General features: G+C 70.0%; 15 protein-coding genes. 13 read left to right on the plus strand and 2 right to left on the minus strand.

Translation table 11 applies throughout. The annotated features are described in order from the left end of the window. The first annotated feature begins 23 nt into the window (after nucleotides 1-23). Nucleotides 24-443, plus strand: coding sequence for a RidA family protein (locus tag ACZ5GT_RS30700; RefSeq protein ID WP_469032660.1), 420 nt, complete (start codon nucleotides 24-26; stop codon nucleotides 441-443). An 11-nt stretch (nucleotides 444-454) separates the two neighbouring features. On the opposite strand, the gene ACZ5GT_RS30705 is transcribed toward ACZ5GT_RS30700, so the two are convergent. Together ACZ5GT_RS30705 and ACZ5GT_RS30710 are read right to left on the minus strand one after the other, a co-directional pair. Continuing rightward, on the minus strand, nucleotides 455-1,018 hold the full coding sequence (locus tag ACZ5GT_RS30705) for an adenylosuccinate lyase (RefSeq protein ID WP_469032662.1): 564 nt from the start codon (nucleotides 1,016-1,018) through the stop codon (nucleotides 455-457). A gap of 56 nt (nucleotides 1,019-1,074) precedes the next feature. Next, nucleotides 1,075-1,923, minus strand: coding sequence for an alpha/beta fold hydrolase (locus tag ACZ5GT_RS30710; protein WP_469032664.1), 849 nt, complete (start codon nucleotides 1,921-1,923; stop codon nucleotides 1,075-1,077). A 281-nt stretch (nucleotides 1,924-2,204) separates the two neighbouring features. Between ACZ5GT_RS30710 and ACZ5GT_RS30715 the strand changes: the two genes are divergently transcribed. From ACZ5GT_RS30715 to pssA, 12 genes are all read left to right on the plus strand, one after another. After that, nucleotides 2,205-3,497, plus strand: a complete 1,293-nt coding sequence (locus ACZ5GT_RS30715) for a glutamate-cysteine ligase family protein (RefSeq protein WP_469032667.1) — start codon at nucleotides 2,205-2,207, stop codon at nucleotides 3,495-3,497. A 29-nt stretch (nucleotides 3,498-3,526) separates the two neighbouring features. Then, entirely contained in the window at nucleotides 3,527-4,567 is a 1,041-nt protein-coding gene (locus ACZ5GT_RS30720; protein WP_469032669.1) for a hypothetical protein, read from the plus strand. Nucleotides 4,568-4,589: 22 nt separating this feature from the next. Next, nucleotides 4,590-5,726, plus strand: a complete 1,137-nt coding sequence (locus tag ACZ5GT_RS30725; protein WP_469032671.1) for an alpha/beta hydrolase family protein — start codon at nucleotides 4,590-4,592, stop codon at nucleotides 5,724-5,726. Between the two features lie 409 nt (nucleotides 5,727-6,135). Next, the gene (locus ACZ5GT_RS30730; protein ID WP_469032673.1) at nucleotides 6,136-7,941 is read left to right on the plus strand and encodes a 3-hydroxyacyl-CoA dehydrogenase family protein; all 1,806 of its coding nucleotides are present in this window, start codon (nucleotides 6,136-6,138) and stop codon (nucleotides 7,939-7,941) included. A 205-nt stretch (nucleotides 7,942-8,146) separates the two neighbouring features. Then, nucleotides 8,147-8,959, plus strand: a complete 813-nt coding sequence (locus tag ACZ5GT_RS30735) for a TetR family transcriptional regulator (protein WP_469032675.1) — start codon at nucleotides 8,147-8,149, stop codon at nucleotides 8,957-8,959. Between the two features lie 449 nt (nucleotides 8,960-9,408). Next, nucleotides 9,409-10,746, plus strand: coding sequence for a crotonyl-CoA carboxylase/reductase (gene ccrA, locus ACZ5GT_RS30740; RefSeq protein ID WP_469032736.1), 1,338 nt, complete (start codon nucleotides 9,409-9,411; stop codon nucleotides 10,744-10,746). 20 nt (nucleotides 10,747-10,766) lie between these two features. After that, a complete protein-coding gene (locus ACZ5GT_RS30745; RefSeq protein ID WP_469032677.1) occupies nucleotides 10,767-12,815 on the plus strand; it encodes a protein meaA in 2,049 nt (682 codons plus the stop codon). Further along, on the plus strand, nucleotides 12,812-13,786 hold the full coding sequence (locus tag ACZ5GT_RS30750; RefSeq protein ID WP_469032679.1) for an HpcH/HpaI aldolase/citrate lyase family protein: 975 nt from the start codon (nucleotides 12,812-12,814) through the stop codon (nucleotides 13,784-13,786). The genes ACZ5GT_RS30745 and ACZ5GT_RS30750 overlap by 4 nt, the downstream gene beginning before the upstream one ends. A 5-nt stretch (nucleotides 13,787-13,791) precedes the next feature. After that, nucleotides 13,792-14,298 carry a MaoC family dehydratase gene (locus ACZ5GT_RS30755; protein ID WP_059195327.1) on the plus strand — a complete coding sequence of 169 codons (507 nt, stop codon included), beginning with the start codon at nucleotides 13,792-13,794 and terminating at the stop codon, nucleotides 14,296-14,298. 3 nt (nucleotides 14,299-14,301) lie between these two features. Then, entirely contained in the window at nucleotides 14,302-15,507 is a 1,206-nt protein-coding gene (locus ACZ5GT_RS30760) for an acyl-CoA dehydrogenase family protein (RefSeq protein WP_469032681.1), read from the plus strand. Between the two features lie 170 nt (nucleotides 15,508-15,677). Then, entirely contained in the window at nucleotides 15,678-16,334 is a 657-nt protein-coding gene (locus ACZ5GT_RS30765; protein ID WP_351894008.1) for a phosphatidylserine decarboxylase, read from the plus strand. A 22-nt stretch (nucleotides 16,335-16,356) separates the two neighbouring features. Beyond that, entirely contained in the window at nucleotides 16,357-17,175 is an 819-nt protein-coding gene (gene pssA / locus ACZ5GT_RS30770) for a CDP-diacylglycerol--serine O-phosphatidyltransferase (RefSeq protein WP_469032739.1), read from the plus strand. The last annotated feature ends 469 nt before the right edge of the window (nucleotides 17,176-17,644 follow it).

Raw genomic sequence — 17,644 nt, forward strand, 5'->3', positions numbered from 1 at the left:
GACCCGTGGTCCAGGATGGACGCATGAGCGAGCCGACCAGGATCACCGCCCCCGACGGGGTCTTCCCCGCCGCCCAGTACAGCCACGTCGTCACGGCCGCCGGCCGTGTCGTCGCGGTCTCCGGGCAACTCGCCCTCGACGAGGACGGCAGGCTCGTCGGCCAGGACGACCCGGCCGCCCAGGCCCGCCAGGTCTTCACCAACCTCGGCCGCTGCCTGGCCGCCGCCGGGGCGGCCTTCGGCGACGTCGTCAAACTCACCTACTTCGTCACGGACATGGCCCACATGCCGGCGATCCGCGAGGCCCGCGCCCAGCACATACCGGACGACCGTCTCCCGGCCGCCTCCGCCGTCCAGGTCGCCGCGCTGGTCCGCCCCGAGTTCCTGCTGGAGATCGAGGCGCTGGCGGTCGTGGAGGGTACCGTCCCGGGCGTGTCGGCCTGACGGTTCGGCAGTCACCGCTGCCGGGGAATCCGCGCCAGTGCGTGCACGGCCGCCTCGGCGAGCGTCGGGTGGGCCAGGGCGTCGTTGAGGACGGGTCTGGCCCGGGCGTCGGCCAGGGCGCCGAGTCCCTCCACGCAGGCGAGGGCCACCCGGCGGTAGGGGTCGTGCGGGCTGAGCCTGCGCCGCAGGGTGGTGATGAGCGCCGGCACGGACTCGGGGGCGCGCAGTTCCACCAGGAGCCGGACCGGGTGCAGGGCGTAGGCGACGCGCAGTTCGTTGGTGGCGAGGGCGGCCGCCGCGCGGGCGGTGCGCGGGTCGCGGAGCCGGACGAGGGCGTAGGCGGCGGACGCGCAGCGCTCGGGGTCGCGGTGGTTCAGCAGCAGCACGAGCGACTCGAAGGCCCGCCGGTCCCCCGCGAGGCCCAGCCGCAGCGCGGCCAGTTCCCTGGCCCACAGCGGCTGCCCCGGCTCGGTGAGCACGTCCGCCAGCTCGTCGAGGTCCTCGGTCCCCGCCACGCGCTCGTAGAGCTGCGAGCCGCCCGACTCCCGTCTCAGGCGCTCCAGGTGTGCTCGCACCGCTTCCTCCCCAGGGCCTGTCGCGAAAGTCCCGCCGGCGAACACCGCCGACGCCGTCATTCGCAGCCGATGGATTTCAGCTCTCTCGAGAGAACACCCTGCTCGATCAGGTCGAAATGATCCATTTCCGTGATGGAGAAGGACACCCCGGCCGCCGCTGAGGTGCGGCGTCGCACGGCGGCCTTCATTTCGGCCAGGTGTTCCTCGTAGTCGGCGGAGAGCACGATGTTGACCGTGTCCGCGATTTCCGCAACACGGGAAACACGCATACCAAACTGATCATATCCGGCAGCGTCCCAGTAATGAATCATATCGTCAGCAAGCTGATGAACCTGTCCGAAATCCTTCGCGGCGATTCTGTTCGCATAGGCGCACAGCGCTCGGAATCCGTCCAGATCGGGAGCGAGGCCGATCAGTTTCTTCAGGGCGGGCAGCGGGTCGCTGCGGTCGGCGGCCGCGAACAGCCGGGAGATCGTCATGGTGGACCGGTTCACGTTGGGATCCAGCAGCAGCGCTCCGGAGACGCACGGGCGGCGGCGGGGACCGGCCGTCCAGTGCTCCGCCAACTGGAGCACGAGGTCGGCCCCCAGCGAGAAGCCGACCAGGACGATCCGCTTGTCCGGGTACTCGTCGCCGATCCGCTCCACCAGAGCGGCCACCATCTCCACATGGCGCTGCACGGGCACGGGCGGGAGGTGATCCCTGCCCCCCGGGGCGTAGCCCGCCAGGTTCACCGCGATGCCATGGATGTCCTGTGACTGCAGATACCCCTGGTAATCCGTGGCGTCCAGCCCCAGCCCGTGGAAGAACACGACCACGGTGCGCGTATCAGCCAGACGTTCCAGATAGGTCAACTGTTTGAAACGCTTAGGGGTCAAGGAGTCAGCAGGGAGAAAAGTTGCCATGGAATCGGCCACTCTCTTGGTCGGGTGATGATGAATTCACTGTCAGTAACCCCAGACCATAGTCCAGTACCCGGTCAGCATGGGCAGGAATCGCGCTTTCCGGCCCTTTATGACGTCCCGCGCTTCAGGTTCTCGGCGCAGGGGTAAGAAGGACCCGACCTGAGAGATTCCTGTACGGCCCGCTCGGCGACGTCAATGAGCGAGCACAGATGGAACATGTCAATCCATTTACGTCAGGTTGATCCAACGGGGCAGGGGGGCGTGCTTCATTGGAAGGTGCCTTGAGCGAGTCGGAGGCGGCGCGGCTCATCTTCGATCACTCGCTGTCCCGGAGCCGGGTGGGGCGGACAGGAGTGGAGCTCGAGTGGTTGGTGCTCCCCGTGGACGACCCGACGCGCCGGGCGACACACGAGGAGCTGGCCTTCCTCGCCCGGTTCTTCGAGGGTCCCCTCCCCGGGGGCAGCCTGGTGTCCTGGGAACCCGGCGGGCAGGTGGAGCTGAGCAGTGCGCCGCACGACTCGCTGCGGGACTGCGTCGAGGCCGTCACCGGCGACCTCGCCGTCCTGCGGAAACGGGCGTCCGCGGCGGGGATGCGGCTGCTCGGCGCGGGGCTCGACACCCGGCCGCCGCTCTTCACCGTCGCCCTGCCCCGCTACCGGGCGCTGCGCCGCTACTACGCGCACTTCAGCAACGGCGACACCCTCCTGTGCAACACCGCCTCCGTGCAGGTGAACGTGGAAGCGGGGGACGACTCCGACGGATGGCGCGGCAGGTCCCGGAGGTGGTCGATCGCCAACTGCCTGGGGCCGGTGCTGATGGCGATGTTCGCCAATTCGCCGGTGGCCCGGGTTCCGGGCCGACCCGAGGGGCCCGTGCTCTCGGGGCGGCAGATGCTGCGCCTCCAGGTGGACCCGTTCCGCAGCGGCCCGCTGCCCTGCGGCGGTGATCCGCGCGGGACATGGACCCGGTACGCGCTGAACACGTCGGTCACGGCCATCCGGTCGGCGCCGGACGCCGGCTCCCGGCCCGCCCCGGCCTCGCCGTTCTGCTGTCCAGGTCAGGCGGGCAGCGGCGTGGACCAGGCGGCGGTGTGGGGACCGGCGCCCGCCGGGCTGTCCCTGAGGCGGTGGCTGCGGGGCAGCGGCCCGCGACCGGTGCACCGGGACGACGTCTTCCACCATCTGAAGTCCCTGGTCGCCCCGGTCCGCGCGTGCGGGCACCTGGAGCTGCGCATGATCGACGCGCAGGGCGCCGACGACTGGGTGGTACCCGTGGCCGTGGTCGCGGCCCTCATGGACGACGCGGCCACCTCCGACGCCGCCGCGTCCCTCATCGCGTCCGCTTCCCTGGCCCCCACCCGCCAGGACTGGCTCGACGCGGCGCTGCACGGCATGACGGATCCGGCCGTGGCCGGCCTCGCCAGGACGGTGATGGAGCTGGCGCTGTCCGGCCTGCGCCGACTGGGCACGTCCGCCGCCGTGACCGGCGCGGTCGAGCGTTTCGCAGAGAACCACACGTTTCGGGGCCTCGCGCCCGCGCACCTGCGGTGGCCGCACCGCACGGCGGTCGCGTGACCCCCTGTCCGTGAAGGAGTGACCGGTCCGTGTTCCTCACCCGCAAGGCGTCGTTGCGTGAGGCCCTGGCCGACATGAGCCACCACCAGCAGGGCAATCACGGATGGTCCGCGTTCCACGAGTGTCTCGCGGAGGTGGCCGCGTCCCGCGACTCCGCGTCGCTCGACGATGTGCTGGCGGCGTTGTGGCGCGGCCGGCCGTACATCAGCGACACCCACGCCATCACCCTGCTCGGCATCGCGGTGCGGCACCTGCTGCTGCGCGACGACGGGCCGGCGGAGGTGTTCGACCCCGAGCTTCCGCTCGCCCGCCGGGTCACCTCGCTCGCCCGGCTGTTCCAGGAGCGGGGAGACACCATCGCCCGTCTCATGGAGAGCCACTCCAACTCGTACACGGGCGCGCGGCGTTTCCTGCTCCCGCAGCTCGTCATCGGCGCCTTCGCGGAGGCACGCGGCATCCACCGCGTCCGCCTGCTCGACCTGGGCACCAGCATCGGACTGCTCCCGAGGCAGCTGAACAACGAGGTGATCTTCCGGCGTTTCGCGGGGGACCTGCGCTGGAACCCGGCGGCGCCCGCCTTCCGGCCCATCCCCCTGGAGTTGGCCTGCGGAGTGGATCGCGCCCCGCTGCCCACCGTCGAGTGGGTGCGCACCTGCCACGGGCCGTCCGACTACTACGAGCAGCGGTTCGAGGAAGTGCTGTGGTCGCTGGAACAGGCCGCGCGGACGAAGCACGAAGTGCTGCTGCGGCCGCTCGACCTGCTGGACTCGCCGCGGCTGGAAGGCTTCCTGAAGTCCTTCTCCTTCAACGTGGTCACCTGCAACTTCGTGCTCTACCAGTACGGCGAGGACGTGAGGCGGACGCTCGTCCGGAGGGTGACGAGCGCGCTGGGCGCCCCGAGTCTGCTGCTGGTCATGGAGCTCAGCCACGCGCTCACCCGCAAGGGGTGCACCGTGCACGCCTACCGGGACGGCAGCACCGAGCCACTGCACATCGCCGACGTGTCCGACGCGCACTTCATCGGGGAAGTCACCGTGCGCCCGGAGCTGGCCGTCCTGACAGAGCCATGATGGAAATCCTCGGGGGAATTCGATGATCCGCTTGTCGTTGCTCATCGAGCGAGCGGCCGCGTTCGTCGGCCGGCACAGGCCGGCCGTGGCGGTGGTGGGAGGCGTGACGGGCGCCGCCATCGGCATCTACAGCGACGAGGCCCGGGCGGTGATCGCCTGGAGCTGGAGCCACGTCGTCGCCGGCGGCACGCTGGTGATCCTCGCCGTCACGGCGGTCTTCTCGCTGGCCTGGTGGGCGCGCGGCCTCGCAGAGCAACGCCGTGAGCTGCGGCGCGAGGTGGTCCGGAACTTCTTCGACATCCACGCCGACGACTTCGAGGAGGATCTGCCGTCGGACAACGCCGTCATCGGACGGCAGCTGTGGTACCTGGAACGCGCCACCGAGTCGCCCGATCTCGTCGTCCTGCTGCACGGCCTGGGACTGGACGCGGACGACTTCCGGCCGTTCATGAACGTCGCCCGGCAGCACACCGCCGCCATCACCCTGTTCGGGCACAACGCCGAGGAGGCGCGGGACGGCCGCTACCGCCCCATCGGCATGGCGGTGCACGCCGACCTCATCAGCGGAGCCATCAACAACCTGCAACGGCAGTACCCGTACAAGCGGTTGACGCTCGTCGGGTTCTCCGTCGGCTGCGACATGCTGTTCCGGCTGGCCGAACTGTGGCGGGACCATCCGGAGCGGCAGCCGAAGATACGTGCCGTGCTGCTGCTCGACCCGAACATCAACCACTCCACCATGGTCATCTCGGGGAAGGTCGCCCACCTCGATCCCGAGCGGCCCCTCGCGGAGCTGAAGCGCATCGCGCAGGTCCCGGAGGCGCTCGTGGAGTTCCAGAACTTCTGCGAGTACCTGCACAAGATCAGCGGCAAGGATCTCGCCCAGGTCCAGCGCTACGCGGCCGACCTGTGGGACTACTGGCAGCCGGACGGCCAGTACGAGCTGTTCTTCAGGCGTCTCGAACGGATCAGGGCGATCAGCGACAGGACCCGGGTGTTCTTCTCCCTGCACTTCGAACAGCGTTTCAACGACGTCGTGGCCCGCGCCCGGCAGCGCGGCATCCGGCAGGTCTTCGACATGCGCCGGGTGGACCACTTCGAGTTCTGCCAGGACGCCTTCCTCAAGCGGGAGATCGGCACGCTGCTGCGCGGCGGCTGACCGGGTCGGCCGGTCGCCGGGGGGCGCGGTCGGGGGCGAGGCGTACGCCACATTCCGGGGGCTGGCGCGCTCGTTACCCACCGGTTAGGCTCAGACGAGCGAGTTACCCACTCGCACACCTGCTCGCGACGGCCTGGTGACGCAGCCGTCGGGACAGGCACCTCCCACGCCCTCGGGGCAGTGGGGGAAGTCGGTTCGGTACATCGCGTACCTCAGTACGACGCGGCTCCGGGACAGGGCCGGTCGGATCGGCCGTCGCTCCACGGGCGTGTGCGCGCCCCGCATCGACGGCACCGGGCGTGTGCGCTCGCAGCCCGGCCACACCCGCATATCTCCCGCACCCGGTGCGCCCTTCCGCGGCGCGCCGGGCGCGCTCCCAGTCGTCACCCTCATCTTCTGGAGTCCCGCGATGGCCACTCCCCTGTCCGACACCCCTCTGTCCCCCATCAAGACCGTCGCCGTCGTCGGCCTCGGCACCATGGGCACCGGCATCACCGAGGTCCTCGCCAAGGCCGGCCGCGAGGTCGTCGGCATCGACGTCAGCGAGGCCGCGGCCGCCCAGTCCGTCGCCGCGCTGGAGGCCGCCACCGCCCGCGCCGTGGAGCGGGGCCGGCTGACCGAGCAGGAGCGCGCCGACGTCCTCGCCCGCTTCCGCACCTCCACCGACCTGAGCGCCGCCGCCGACGCCGACCTGGTCATCGAGGTGGTCCCGGAGTCGTACGAGATCAAGCACCAGGTCTTCCGTGAGCTGGACGCGATCGTGCGCCCGGAGACGGTGCTGGCGACCGGCACCAACGCGCTGTCGGTGACCCGGCTGGCCGCCGACTCGGCCCGCCCGGAGCGCGTGCTGGGCCTGCACTTCTTCAACCCGGCCCCGGCGATGAAGCTGGTCGAGGTCGTCTCCTCGGTGCTGACCGCGCCCCAGGCCGTCGCCGCGGTCACCGACCTCGCCCTGGAACTGGGCAAGGAGCCGGTCGCGGTCGGCGACCGGCCCGGTTTCGTCGCGGACGGGCTGCTGTTCGGCTACCTCAACCAGGCCGCCGCGATGTACGAGGCCAAGTACGCCTCCCGCGAGGACATCGACGCCGCGATGCGGCTGGGCTGCGGTCTGCCCATGGGCCCCCTCGCCCTGCTCGACCTGATCGGCATAGACACCGCCCGCACGGTCCTGGACGCCATGTACGCCGAGTCCCGCGACCGGCTGCACGCCCCCGCCCCGATCCTCAAGCAGCTCAGCGAGGCGGGCCTGTCCGGCCGCAAGTCGGGCCGCGGCTTCTACACCTACGAGGCTCCCGGCAGCGCCACCGTCGTGCGGGACGCGCTGACGCCGCTGGAGGGCGCGGACCTCACCCCGGGCCGTCCGGTCCGCTCCGTCGGCGTGGCTGGCTCCGGCACCATGGCGTCCGGCATCGCCGAGGTGTTCGCCAAGGGCGGCTACGAGGTCGTGCTGGCCGCTCGCAGCGAGGAGAAGGCGCAGGCCGCGAAGGCCCGTATCGGCAAGTCGCTGGCGCGCTCCGTGGACCGGGGGCGGATGACGGCCGAGGGGGCCGCGCAGACGCTGGAGCGGATCACCGCGGCCGGCTCCTACGACGCCTTCGCCGACGTCGACCTGGCCGTCGAGGCCGTCGCCGAGGACCTGGAGGTCAAGCGGCAGCTGTTCGCGGCGCTGGACAAGGTCTGCAAGCCGGGCGCGGTACTGGCCACCACCACCTCCTCGCTGCCCGTCGTCGCCTGCGCCCGCGCCACCTCGCGCCCGCAGGACGTGATCGGCATGCACTTCTTCAACCCGGCGCCGGCGATGAAGCTGGTCGAGGTGGTCCGTACGGTGCTGACCGCGGACGACGTCCACGCGACGGTCCGCGAGGTCTGCGCCAAGATCAGGAAGCACGCCGTGGACTGCGGCGACCGCGCGGGCTTCATCGTGAACGCCCTGCTGTTCCCGTACCTCAACAACGCGGTCAAGATGGTCCAGGAGCACTACGCCTCCCTCGACGACATCGACACGGCGATGAGACTGGGCGGCGGCTACCCGATGGGCCCGTTCGAGCTGCTGGACGTCGTCGGGCTCGACGTCTCCCTGGCGATCGAGAAGGTGCTGCACCGCGAGTTCCGCGACCCGGGCCTGGCGCCGGCCCCGCTCCTGGAGCACCTGGTGGCCGCGGGCTGCCTCGGCCGCAAGACCGGCCGCGGCTTCCGCGAATATGCCCGGCGGTAAGCGCCCGGGCGACCGGCCTGCGGGCGAGACGGACTGGGGCGGGCTGCTCGGCCCGGGCAGCCGCCCCCCTGCCGCCCGGCGCGGCTCTCCCCCGCCCGTGCCGTCCGGTCCTCCCCCGTCCGGCCAGGGCGGTCCCCCGTCCGGCCAGGGCGGGGGAACCCCGGTACCTGCGCGGCACGCTGCACGCATGCAGTACGTTCGGGTCATGTCCCAGCCCGCCAAGTCCTCACGTACCCCAGCCACGCCCGACGCGCCGGAGAGTGCCGCGGGCAGCCGCGCCGCGGCCCAGCGGCTCAAGATGCGCCGGGAACTGGCGGCCGCGGCGATGGAGTTGTTCGCTACCAAGGGCTACGAGGCGACCACCGTCGACGAGATCGCGGCCGCGGCCGGAGTCGCCCGCCGCACCTTCTTCCGTCACTTCCGCTCCAAGGAAGAGGCGATCTTCCCGGACCACGACGACACCCTGATCCGCGCGGAGGCCGTGCTGAACGCGGCCCCGGCGCACGAGCACCCGCTCGACACGGTGTGCCGCGGCATCAAGGAAGTCATGAAGATGTACGCGGCCCGGCCGGAGATCTCCGTGGCCCGCTACAAGCTCACGCGCGAGGTGCCCACCCTGCGCGAGGCGGAGATCGCGTCGGTGGCCCGCTACGAGCGCCTCTTCACCCGCTACCTCCTCGGCCACTTCGACGAGCACGCCCACGACGACGACGCCAACGACGATCCGCTGCTGGCGGAGGTCGCCGCGTCCGCCGTGGTCACCGCCCACAACCATGTCCTGCGGCGCTGGCTGCGGGCCGGCGGGCAGGGTGACGTGGAGGCGCAGCTGGACCACGCCTTCGCGATCGTGCGCAAGACGTTCGGGACGGGCATCGGGGCCGGGCGCGGCCCGGCCGCGCAGTCCGCGGCGCCGGCCGCGGTCTCCGCCTACGGCGAGGTCCTGGTCACCGTGGCCCGCACCGACGCCCCGCTGGACGAGGTGATGCGGACGATCGAGGAGGCGCTCAAGGCCCGCTGAGCGCCCCCGGCGACGGGGTGCCTAGGTGCCCTCGGACACGTCGCCGCTGTGATGACGGCCACCCCTCGGGGTGGCCGTTTTGCCATGTCAGAGGCGCTTTTCGGATAGCTTTCGGCCCGCGTTCGATCGATCATCGCTCATTTGTTACGTAAAGATTTCATCTGAGGGCAATTTCTGGCACCCAGTGCCTTGTCACGTGACACGGCGTGCCATACGTTGAAGATGTCCGGGCGGCCGGCGTGCAGAGACCTCGCGTACGCCGGCTGTCCCCGCAAGCCCCTGGCCTGCGCGCCCGGACGCCTGCGTCACAGGCACCCTTCCGCGCCACAAAGCGCTGCCAGCAAGCACCACCCGCCGAACCGACGGCCCACCTCACACCCTCAGCAGCACCGACGTAACCCTCAGCGTCTCCCCTCAAGACGCCATTCGCCGGAGGCAACACCGTGACCGTGAAGGACATCCTGGACGCGATCCAGTCGCCCGACTCCACGTCGGCGGACTTCGCCGCCCTGCCGCTCCCCGAGTCGTACCGCGCGATCACCGTGCACAAGGACGAGACGGAGATGTTCGCGGGCATGACCACCCGCGAGAAGGACCCGCGCAAGTCGCTGCACCTCGACGAGGTGCCGCTGCCCGAGCTGGGCCCGGGCGAGGCCCTGGTGGCCGTCATGGCCTCCTCGGTGAACTACAACAGCGTCTGGACCTCGATCTTCGAGCCGCTGTCGACCTTCGGGTTCCTGGAGCGGTACGGCAAGCTCAGCGAGCTCACCAAGCGCCACGACCTGCCCTACCACATCATCGGCTCCGACCTCGCGGGCGTGGTCCTGCGCACCGGCCCGGGCGTGAACGCCTGGAAGCCGGGCGACGAGGTCGTCGCGCACTGCCTGAGCGTGGAGCTGGAGTCCAGCGACGGCCACAACGACACCATGCTCGACCCCGAGCAGCGCATCTGGGGCTTCGAGACCAACTTCGGCGGCCTCGCCGAGATCGCCCTGGTCAAGTCGAACCAGCTGATGCCCAAGCCCGGCCACCTGAGCTGGGAGGAGGCCGCCGCGCCCGGCCTGGTCAACTCCACCGCCTACCGCCAGCTCGTCTCCCGCAACGGCGCCGGCATGAAGCAGGGCGACAACGTGCTGATCTGGGGCGCCTCCGGCGGCCTCGGCTCCTACGCCACCCAGTTCGCCCTGGCCGGCGGCGCCAACCCGATCTGCGTCGTCTCCTCGCCGCAGAAGGCGGACATCTGCCGCTCGATGGGCGCCGAGGCGATCATCGACCGCAACGCCGAGGACTACAGGTTCTGGAAGGACGAGCACACCCAGGACCCGAAGGAGTGGAAGCGCTTCGGCAAGCGCATCCGCGAGCTCACCGGCGGCGAGGACATCGACATCGTCTTCGAGCACCCCGGCCGGGAGACCTTCGGCGCCAGCGTGTACGTCACCCGCAAGGGCGGCACCATCACCACCTGCGCCTCGACCTCCGGGTACATGCACGAGTACGACAACCGCTACCTGTGGATGTCCCTGAAGCGGATCATCGGCTCGCACTTCGCCAACTACCGCGAGGCGTGGGAGGCCAACCGCCTCATCGCCAAGGGCAAGATCCACCCGACGCTCTCCAAGGTCTACTCCCTGGAGGACACCGGGCAGGCGGCCTACGACGTGCACCGCAACCTCCACCAGGGCAAGGTCGGCGTGCTGTGCCTGGCCCCCGAGGAGGGCCTGGGCGTGCACGACGAGGAGATGCGCGCCAAGCACGTCGACGCCATCAACCGCTTCCGCAACATCTGAGGACAGCGGAGGTATCGCACATGACTGAGCGTCAGGCGCCGCAGGCGCGCAAGGACAGGGACCGGCCGTGGCTCATGCGCACGTACGCCGGTCACTCCACGGCCGAAGCGTCCAACGAGCTGTACCGGCGCAACCTCGCCAAGGGCCAGACCGGCCTGTCGGTGGCGTTCGACCTGCCGACGCAGACCGGCTACGACCCCGACCACGTCCTCGCCCGCGGCGAGGTCGGCCGGGTCGGGGTGCCGGTCTCGCACCTCGGTGACATGCGCCGGCTGTTCCAGGACATCCCCCTGGAGCAGATGAACACCTCGATGACGATCAACGCCACGGCCATGTGGCTGCTGGCGCTCTACCAGGTCGTCGCGGAGGAGCAGGGCGCGGACATCACCAGGCTCCAGGGCACGACCCAGAACGACATCGTCAAGGAGTACCTGTCCCGGGGCACGCACGTGTTCCCGCCGGGGCCGTCGCTCCGCCTGACGACGGACATGATCGCGTACACGGTCTCCCACATCCCGAAGTGGAACCCGATCAACATCTGCAGCTACCACCTGCAGGAGGCGGGCGCCACGCCGGTGCAGGAGATCGCGTACGCGATGTCCACCGCCATCGCGGTGCTGGACGCCGTGCGCGACTCCGGGCAGGTGCCCGCCGAGAAGTTCGGCGACGTCGTCGCCCGCATCTCCTTCTTCGTGAACGCCGGCGTGCGGTTCGTCGAGGAGATGTGCAAGATGCGCGCCTTCGGCCGGATCTGGGACCAGGTCACCCGCGAGCGGTACGGCATCCAGGACCCCAAGCAGCGGCGTTTCCGCTACGGGGTCCAGGTCAACTCCCTCGGCCTGACCGAGGCGCAGCCGGAGAACAACGTCCAGCGGATCGTCCTGGAGATGCTGGCCGTGACCCTCTCCAAGGACGCCCGCGCGCGTGCCGTGCAGCTCCCCGCGTGGAACGAGGCCCTCGGCCTGCCCCGGCCGTGGGACCAGCAGTGGTCGCTGCGCATGCAGCAGGTGCTGGCGTACGAGAGCGACCTGCTGGAGTACGCCGACATCTTCGAGGGCTCGAAGGTGATCGAGGGCAAGGTCGCCGAGCTGGTCGAGCAGTCGCTCGCCGAGATCGACCGCATCCAGGAGATGGGCGGCGCGATGGCGGCCGTCGAGTCCGGCTACCTCAAGTCGCAGCTCGTCGCCTCGCACGCGGCCCGCCGGGCCCGTATCGAGTCCGGCGAGGAGAAGATCGTCGGCGTCAACATCTTCGAGACGACCGAGCCGAACCCGCTGACCGCCGACCTGGACACGGCCATCCAGACGGTCGACCCGGCCGTCGAGGCCCGCGTGATCGCCTCGCTCCAGCACTGGCGCGACACCCGCTACCAGCCGCCCTTCAACCACCCCCGGCCCTGCAAGGCGCTGGAGCGGCTGAAGGAGGCCGCCAAGGGCACCGAGAACCTGATGGAGCCCACCCTGGAGTGCGCCCGCGCCGGGGTGACGACCGGCGAGTGGGCCGGCGCGCTGCGCGAGGTGTTCGGCGAGTTCCGGGCGCCCACGGGCGTGTCGTCGGCGCCGGTCGCGGTGACCGCGGAGGCCGGCACCGCCCTCGCCGAGGTCCGCCGGAAGGTGGACGCCACCGCCCGCGACCTGGGCGTCGGCAAGCTGCGCTTCCTGGTCGGCAAGCCGGGCCTGGACGGGCACTCCAACGGCGCCGAGCAGATCGCCGTGCGGGCCCGCGACGCCGGGTTCGAGGTGGTCTACCAGGGCATCCGGCTGACCCCGGAGCAGATCGTGGACGCGGCCCTCGCCGAGGACGTGCACGCGGTCGGCCTGTCCATCCTCTCCGGCTCGCACTCCCAGCTGGTGCCGGACGTGCTGGAGCGGCTCCGTGTGGCCGGTGCCACAGATATACCGGTGATCGCCGGTGGCATCATCCCGAGTGGCGACGCCGAACAGCTCAGGGCCGCCGGAGTGGCCGCGGTCTTCACCCCGAAGGACTTCGACATCACCGGCATCATCGGCCGCATCGTCGACGAGATCCGGAAAGCGAACAAGCTCGACCCCCTGGAGGTCCCCGCATGACCAGCCCTGCTCCCCAGGTCAACCGACTGCGCCCGCGGCGCTCCTGCCTGGCCGTCCCGGGCTCGAACCCCCGCTTCCTGGAGAAGGCGCAGGGCCTCCCGGCCGACCAGGTCTTCCTCGACCTGGAGGACGCGTGCGCGCCGCTCGCCAAGCCGGAGGCGCGGCACACCATCGTCAAGTTCCTCAACGAGGGCGACTGGACGGGCAAGACCAGGGTCGTGCGCGTCAACGACTGGACGACCGAGTGGACGTACCGGGACGTGGTGACGGTCGTCGAGGGGGCCGGCCCGAACCTCGACTGCATCATGCTGCCGAAGGTGCAGAACGCCCAGCAGGTCGTCGCCCTGGACCTGCTGCTGACGCAGATCGAGAAGACCATGGGCTTCGAGGTCGGCAAGATCGGCATCGAGGCGCAGATCGAGAACGCGCAGGGCCTGAACAACGTCAACGAGATCGCCCAGGCCTCCCAGCGCGTCGAGACCATCATCTTCGGCCCGGCCGACTTCATGGCGTCGATCAACATGAAGTCGCTGGTCGTGGGCGAGCAGCCGCCCGGCTACCCGGCGGACGCCTACCACTACATCCTGATGAAGATCCTGATGGCCGCCCGCGCCAACAACCTCCAGGCGATCGACGGCCCCTACCTGCAGATCCGCAACGTCGACGGCTACCGCGAGGTGGCCCGGCGCGCCGCCGCGCTCGGCTTCGACGGCAAGTGGGTGCTGCACCCCGGTCAGGTCGAGGCGTCCAACGAGATCTTCTCGCCCTCGCAGGAGGACTACGACCACGCCGAGCTGATCCTGGACGCGTACGAGTACTGCACGTCCGAGGCGGGCGGCAAGAAGGGCTCCGCGATGCTCGGCGACGAGATGATCGACGAGGCCAGCCGCAAGATGGCGCTGGTCATCGCGGGCAAGGGACGCGCCGCCGGCATGCAGCGCACCAGCAAGTTCGAGATCCCGGAGGCGTAGGCGCCATGCAGTTCGGACGCACCTACGAGGAGTTCGAGGTCGGGGCGACGTACAAGCACTGGCCGGGCAAGACGGTCACGGAGTACGACGACCACCTGTTCTGTCTCCTCACCATGAACCACCACCCGCTCCACATGGACACGAACTATGCGGAGAAGACGACGGACTTCGGCAAGAACGTCGTCGTGGGCAACTACATCTACTCCCTGCTGCTGGGCATGTCCGTCCCGGACATCTCCGGCAAGGCGATCGCCAACCTGGAGATCGAGTCGCTGAAGCACGTGGCGCCGACCTTCCACGGCGACACGATCTACGGCCAGACGACCGTGCTCGACAAGTGGCCGTCGAAGTCGAAGAACGACCGCGGCATCGTGTACGTCGAGACCAAGGGCTACAAGCAGGACGGCACGCTGGTGTGCGTGTTCCGCCGCAAGGTGATGGTCCCGACGGAGACGTACATCAAGGAGCGCGGCGGCGAGCAGCCCGGCCGCCCGGAACTTCAGGAAGGCTGATCGATGGCGCGCCTCGCCCAGACCGCCGGTCTGACCGACGTCCAGCAGGAGATCCTCTCCACCGTCCGCGACTTCGTGGACAAGGAGATCATCCCGGTCGCCACCGAGCTGGAGCACCGAGACGAGTACCCGCAAGCGATCGTGGACGGCCTGAAGGAACTCGGCCTGTTCGGTCTGATGATCCCCGAGGAGTACGGGGGCCTGGGCGAGTCGCTCCTCACCTACGCGCTGTGCGTCGAGGAGATCGCCCGCGGCTGGATGTCGGTGTCCGGCATCATCAACACCCACTTCATCGTGGCGTACATGCTCAAGCAGCACGGCACGCAGGAGCAGAAGGAGCACTTCCTGCCGAGGATGGCGGCCGGCGACATCCGCGGCGCCTTCTCGATGTCGGAGCCCGGCCTGGGCTCGGACGTGTCCGCGATCACTTCCAAGGCGGTGAAGGACGGCGACGAGTACGTCCTGAACGGCCAGAAGATGTGGCTGACCAACGGCGGCACGTCGTCCCTGGTGGCCGTCCTCGTCCGGAGTGACGAGGGACACCCTGAGGGCACCGCGCCCCACAAGTCGATGACCACCTTCCTGGTGGAGAAGGAGCCCGGCTTCGGCGAGGTCCGTCCGGGCCTCACCATCCCGGGCAAGATCGACAAGATGGGCTACAAGGGCGTCGACACCACCGAGCTGATCATGGACGGCCTGCGCGTACCGGCCGATCGGGTGCTCGGCGGGGCCACCGGCCGAGGTTTTTACCAAATGATGGACGGAGTCGAGGTCGGCCGCGTGAATGTGGCGGCGCGCGGCTGCGGCGTCGCCCAGCGCGCGTTCGAGCTCGGCGTCCAGTACGCCCAGCAGCGTCACACTTTCGGCAAGCCGATCGCCCAGCACCAGGCGATCCAGTTCAAACTCGCCGAGATGGGCACCAAGGTCGAGGCCGCGCATGCGATGATGGTGAACGCGGCCCGCAAAAAGGACTCCGGGGAACGAAACGACCTCGAAGCAGGGATGGCGAAGTACCTCGCCTCCGAGTACTGCAAGGAGGTCGTGGAGGATGCCTTCCGGATCCACGGCGGCTACGGCTTCTCCAAGGAGTACGAGATCGAGCGCCTCTACCGGGAGGCTCCGATGCTGCTCATCGGTGAAGGTACCGCCGAGATCCAGAAAATGATCATCGGGCGCAGGCTGCTCGAAGAGTATCGATTCCAGGGCTGATTGTCCGGAGACGGGGTGTTTTCTTCGAGAAGAAGATCACACCCCGTAGGCACTCTTCGGACGCCGACTCGGCTGCCTGGCTTGCCCAGTTGTGGCCCTCGACCGGTACGATCCCGGGAAAGCCGCCGTCCCCCGTTCCAGCGCGGCATCATCCGCTACGAAGGTCATCCATGCCCCACAGCCAAACCTCTGCACCACGCGACAGCCTGGTCGGCGTACGCCTCGCGCGCGGAGCATCGCCGTGGCTTCTCCCGACCGTCGCCACCGCAGCCCTCAGCCTGATCCGGGCACGCCGCTCCGGTGTCGCCAAGGCCGTGGCCGTGCCCACCACCGCGCTCGCGGCGGGCATGCTGTGGTTCTTCCGCGACCCCGAGCGCGAGATCGCCCAGGGCCGGGTCATCTCGCCCGCCGACGGTGTGGTGCAGAGCATCATGCCGTGGAAGGACGGCCGCACCCGCGTCGCCATCTTCATGAGCCCGCTCAATGTCCACGTCAACCGGGCGCCGCTGGCCGGCACGGTGACGTCGGTCGAGCACATCCCGGGTGGGTTCGTTCCGGCGTTCAACAAGGAGAGCGAGAACAACGAGCGCGTAGTCTGGCATTTCGACACCGAACTCGGCGACATCGAGATGATCCAGATCGCCGGCGCCGTGGCCCGTCGCATCGTCCCCTACGTGCCGCAGGGCACCAAGGTCGAGCAGGGTGACCGCATCGGTCTGATCCGCTTCGGCTCGCGTGTCGACATCTACCTGCCCGAAGGCGTGGATGTCGCGGTCGAGGTCGGACAGAAGACCGTGGCTGGGGTGACTCGCATTGACCGTGATTGATCCGGATACGCAGGCGGGCTGGGTGCCCGAGGCGGACGAGGCGGACGACGAGGAGGAGATGCCGCTCTCTCTCCGCCTCTCGATAGCGGACACGCTCACCCTCGGCAACGCCACGTGCGGCTTCATGGCCGTGTACTTCACCACCACCGGCATCCTGATCCCGCACCTCACGGGCGACCAGGAGACCGGCATGGCCCGCCACAGCGCGGCCACGGCGGTGATCCTGATGCTGTGCGCCGCGGTCTTCGACCTGTTCGACGGCCTGGTGGCGCGCAAGCTGCGCAGCTCGCCGATGGGCGCGGAGCTGGACAACCTCTCCGACCTCATCAGCTTCGGCCTGGCGCCGGCGTACTTCGTCCTGGTCTACGGGATGGTCGCCGACGACGCGCACCAGCGGGTGGCGGCGCTGGGGGCGGTCGTGGTGCTCCTGGCGGTGGTGCTCAGACTCGCGCGGTTCTCGTGCGTGACGATGAAGGACGGCATGTTCCAGGGCATGCCGTCGCCGTTCGGCGCGCTGACGGTCGTCTCGATCGTGCTGCTGGAGCTGCCGTTCGTGGCGACGCTGCTGGCGATCCTGGGCACGGCCTGGCTGATGGTGAGCCGGGTCGAGTACCCCAAGCCGCGGGGCCGCCTCGCCGGGGCGATGCTCTCCTGGATCGTGCTGTCGATGGGCCTGCTGGCGGCCTGGGCGTTCGACGCCCCGAGCGGCCAGCTGCTCCTGCAGACCGGCTGCGCCCTGCAGCTGGTCATGGGCGCGGTGATCCCGCTGTTCGCCACGGCCCGCCGGGTGAACAACTTCCGCGGCAACCGCCGCGAGGCGCGGGCGGCGCAGCTTCCGTAGCGGCTGCGCGACTGTCGTACGACGTGGAAGGGCCCCGAGCCGGTTTCGGCTCGGGGCCCTTCCACGTCCCCGGCCCGACCCTGGCGGGCAGCGGAGCACCGGGGGCGCCGGCCCGTACCGGCCGGACGGCCGCACACCGAACGGGCGACGGGCCGACCGGCGGCCACGACCCGGTGCCGACGCCCGGAGCCCCCGGCGCCGGACGGCTCCCGCCCACCGGGACACGCCGCAGGACCACCCGGACACGCCGCAGGACCGGCCGGACGCAACCCGGCCTGGCGGCCGGCCGAGCACTGGGGCCACCAGCATGAACCGGCCGGACGGCCGCGTGCCGCACAGCCGGTAGAAGCCGACGGGACAGCCACACGCCGAGCGGGCGACACGGCCGTCAGGCAGCCGACACCGCCCCCGCGGGCAGCCAAGGCCCCGGCCCCGCCGACGCAGACCAGCCGGGCAGACACACGCCGAG

Source organism: Streptomyces sp. NPDC031340, from assembly GCF_055569945.1.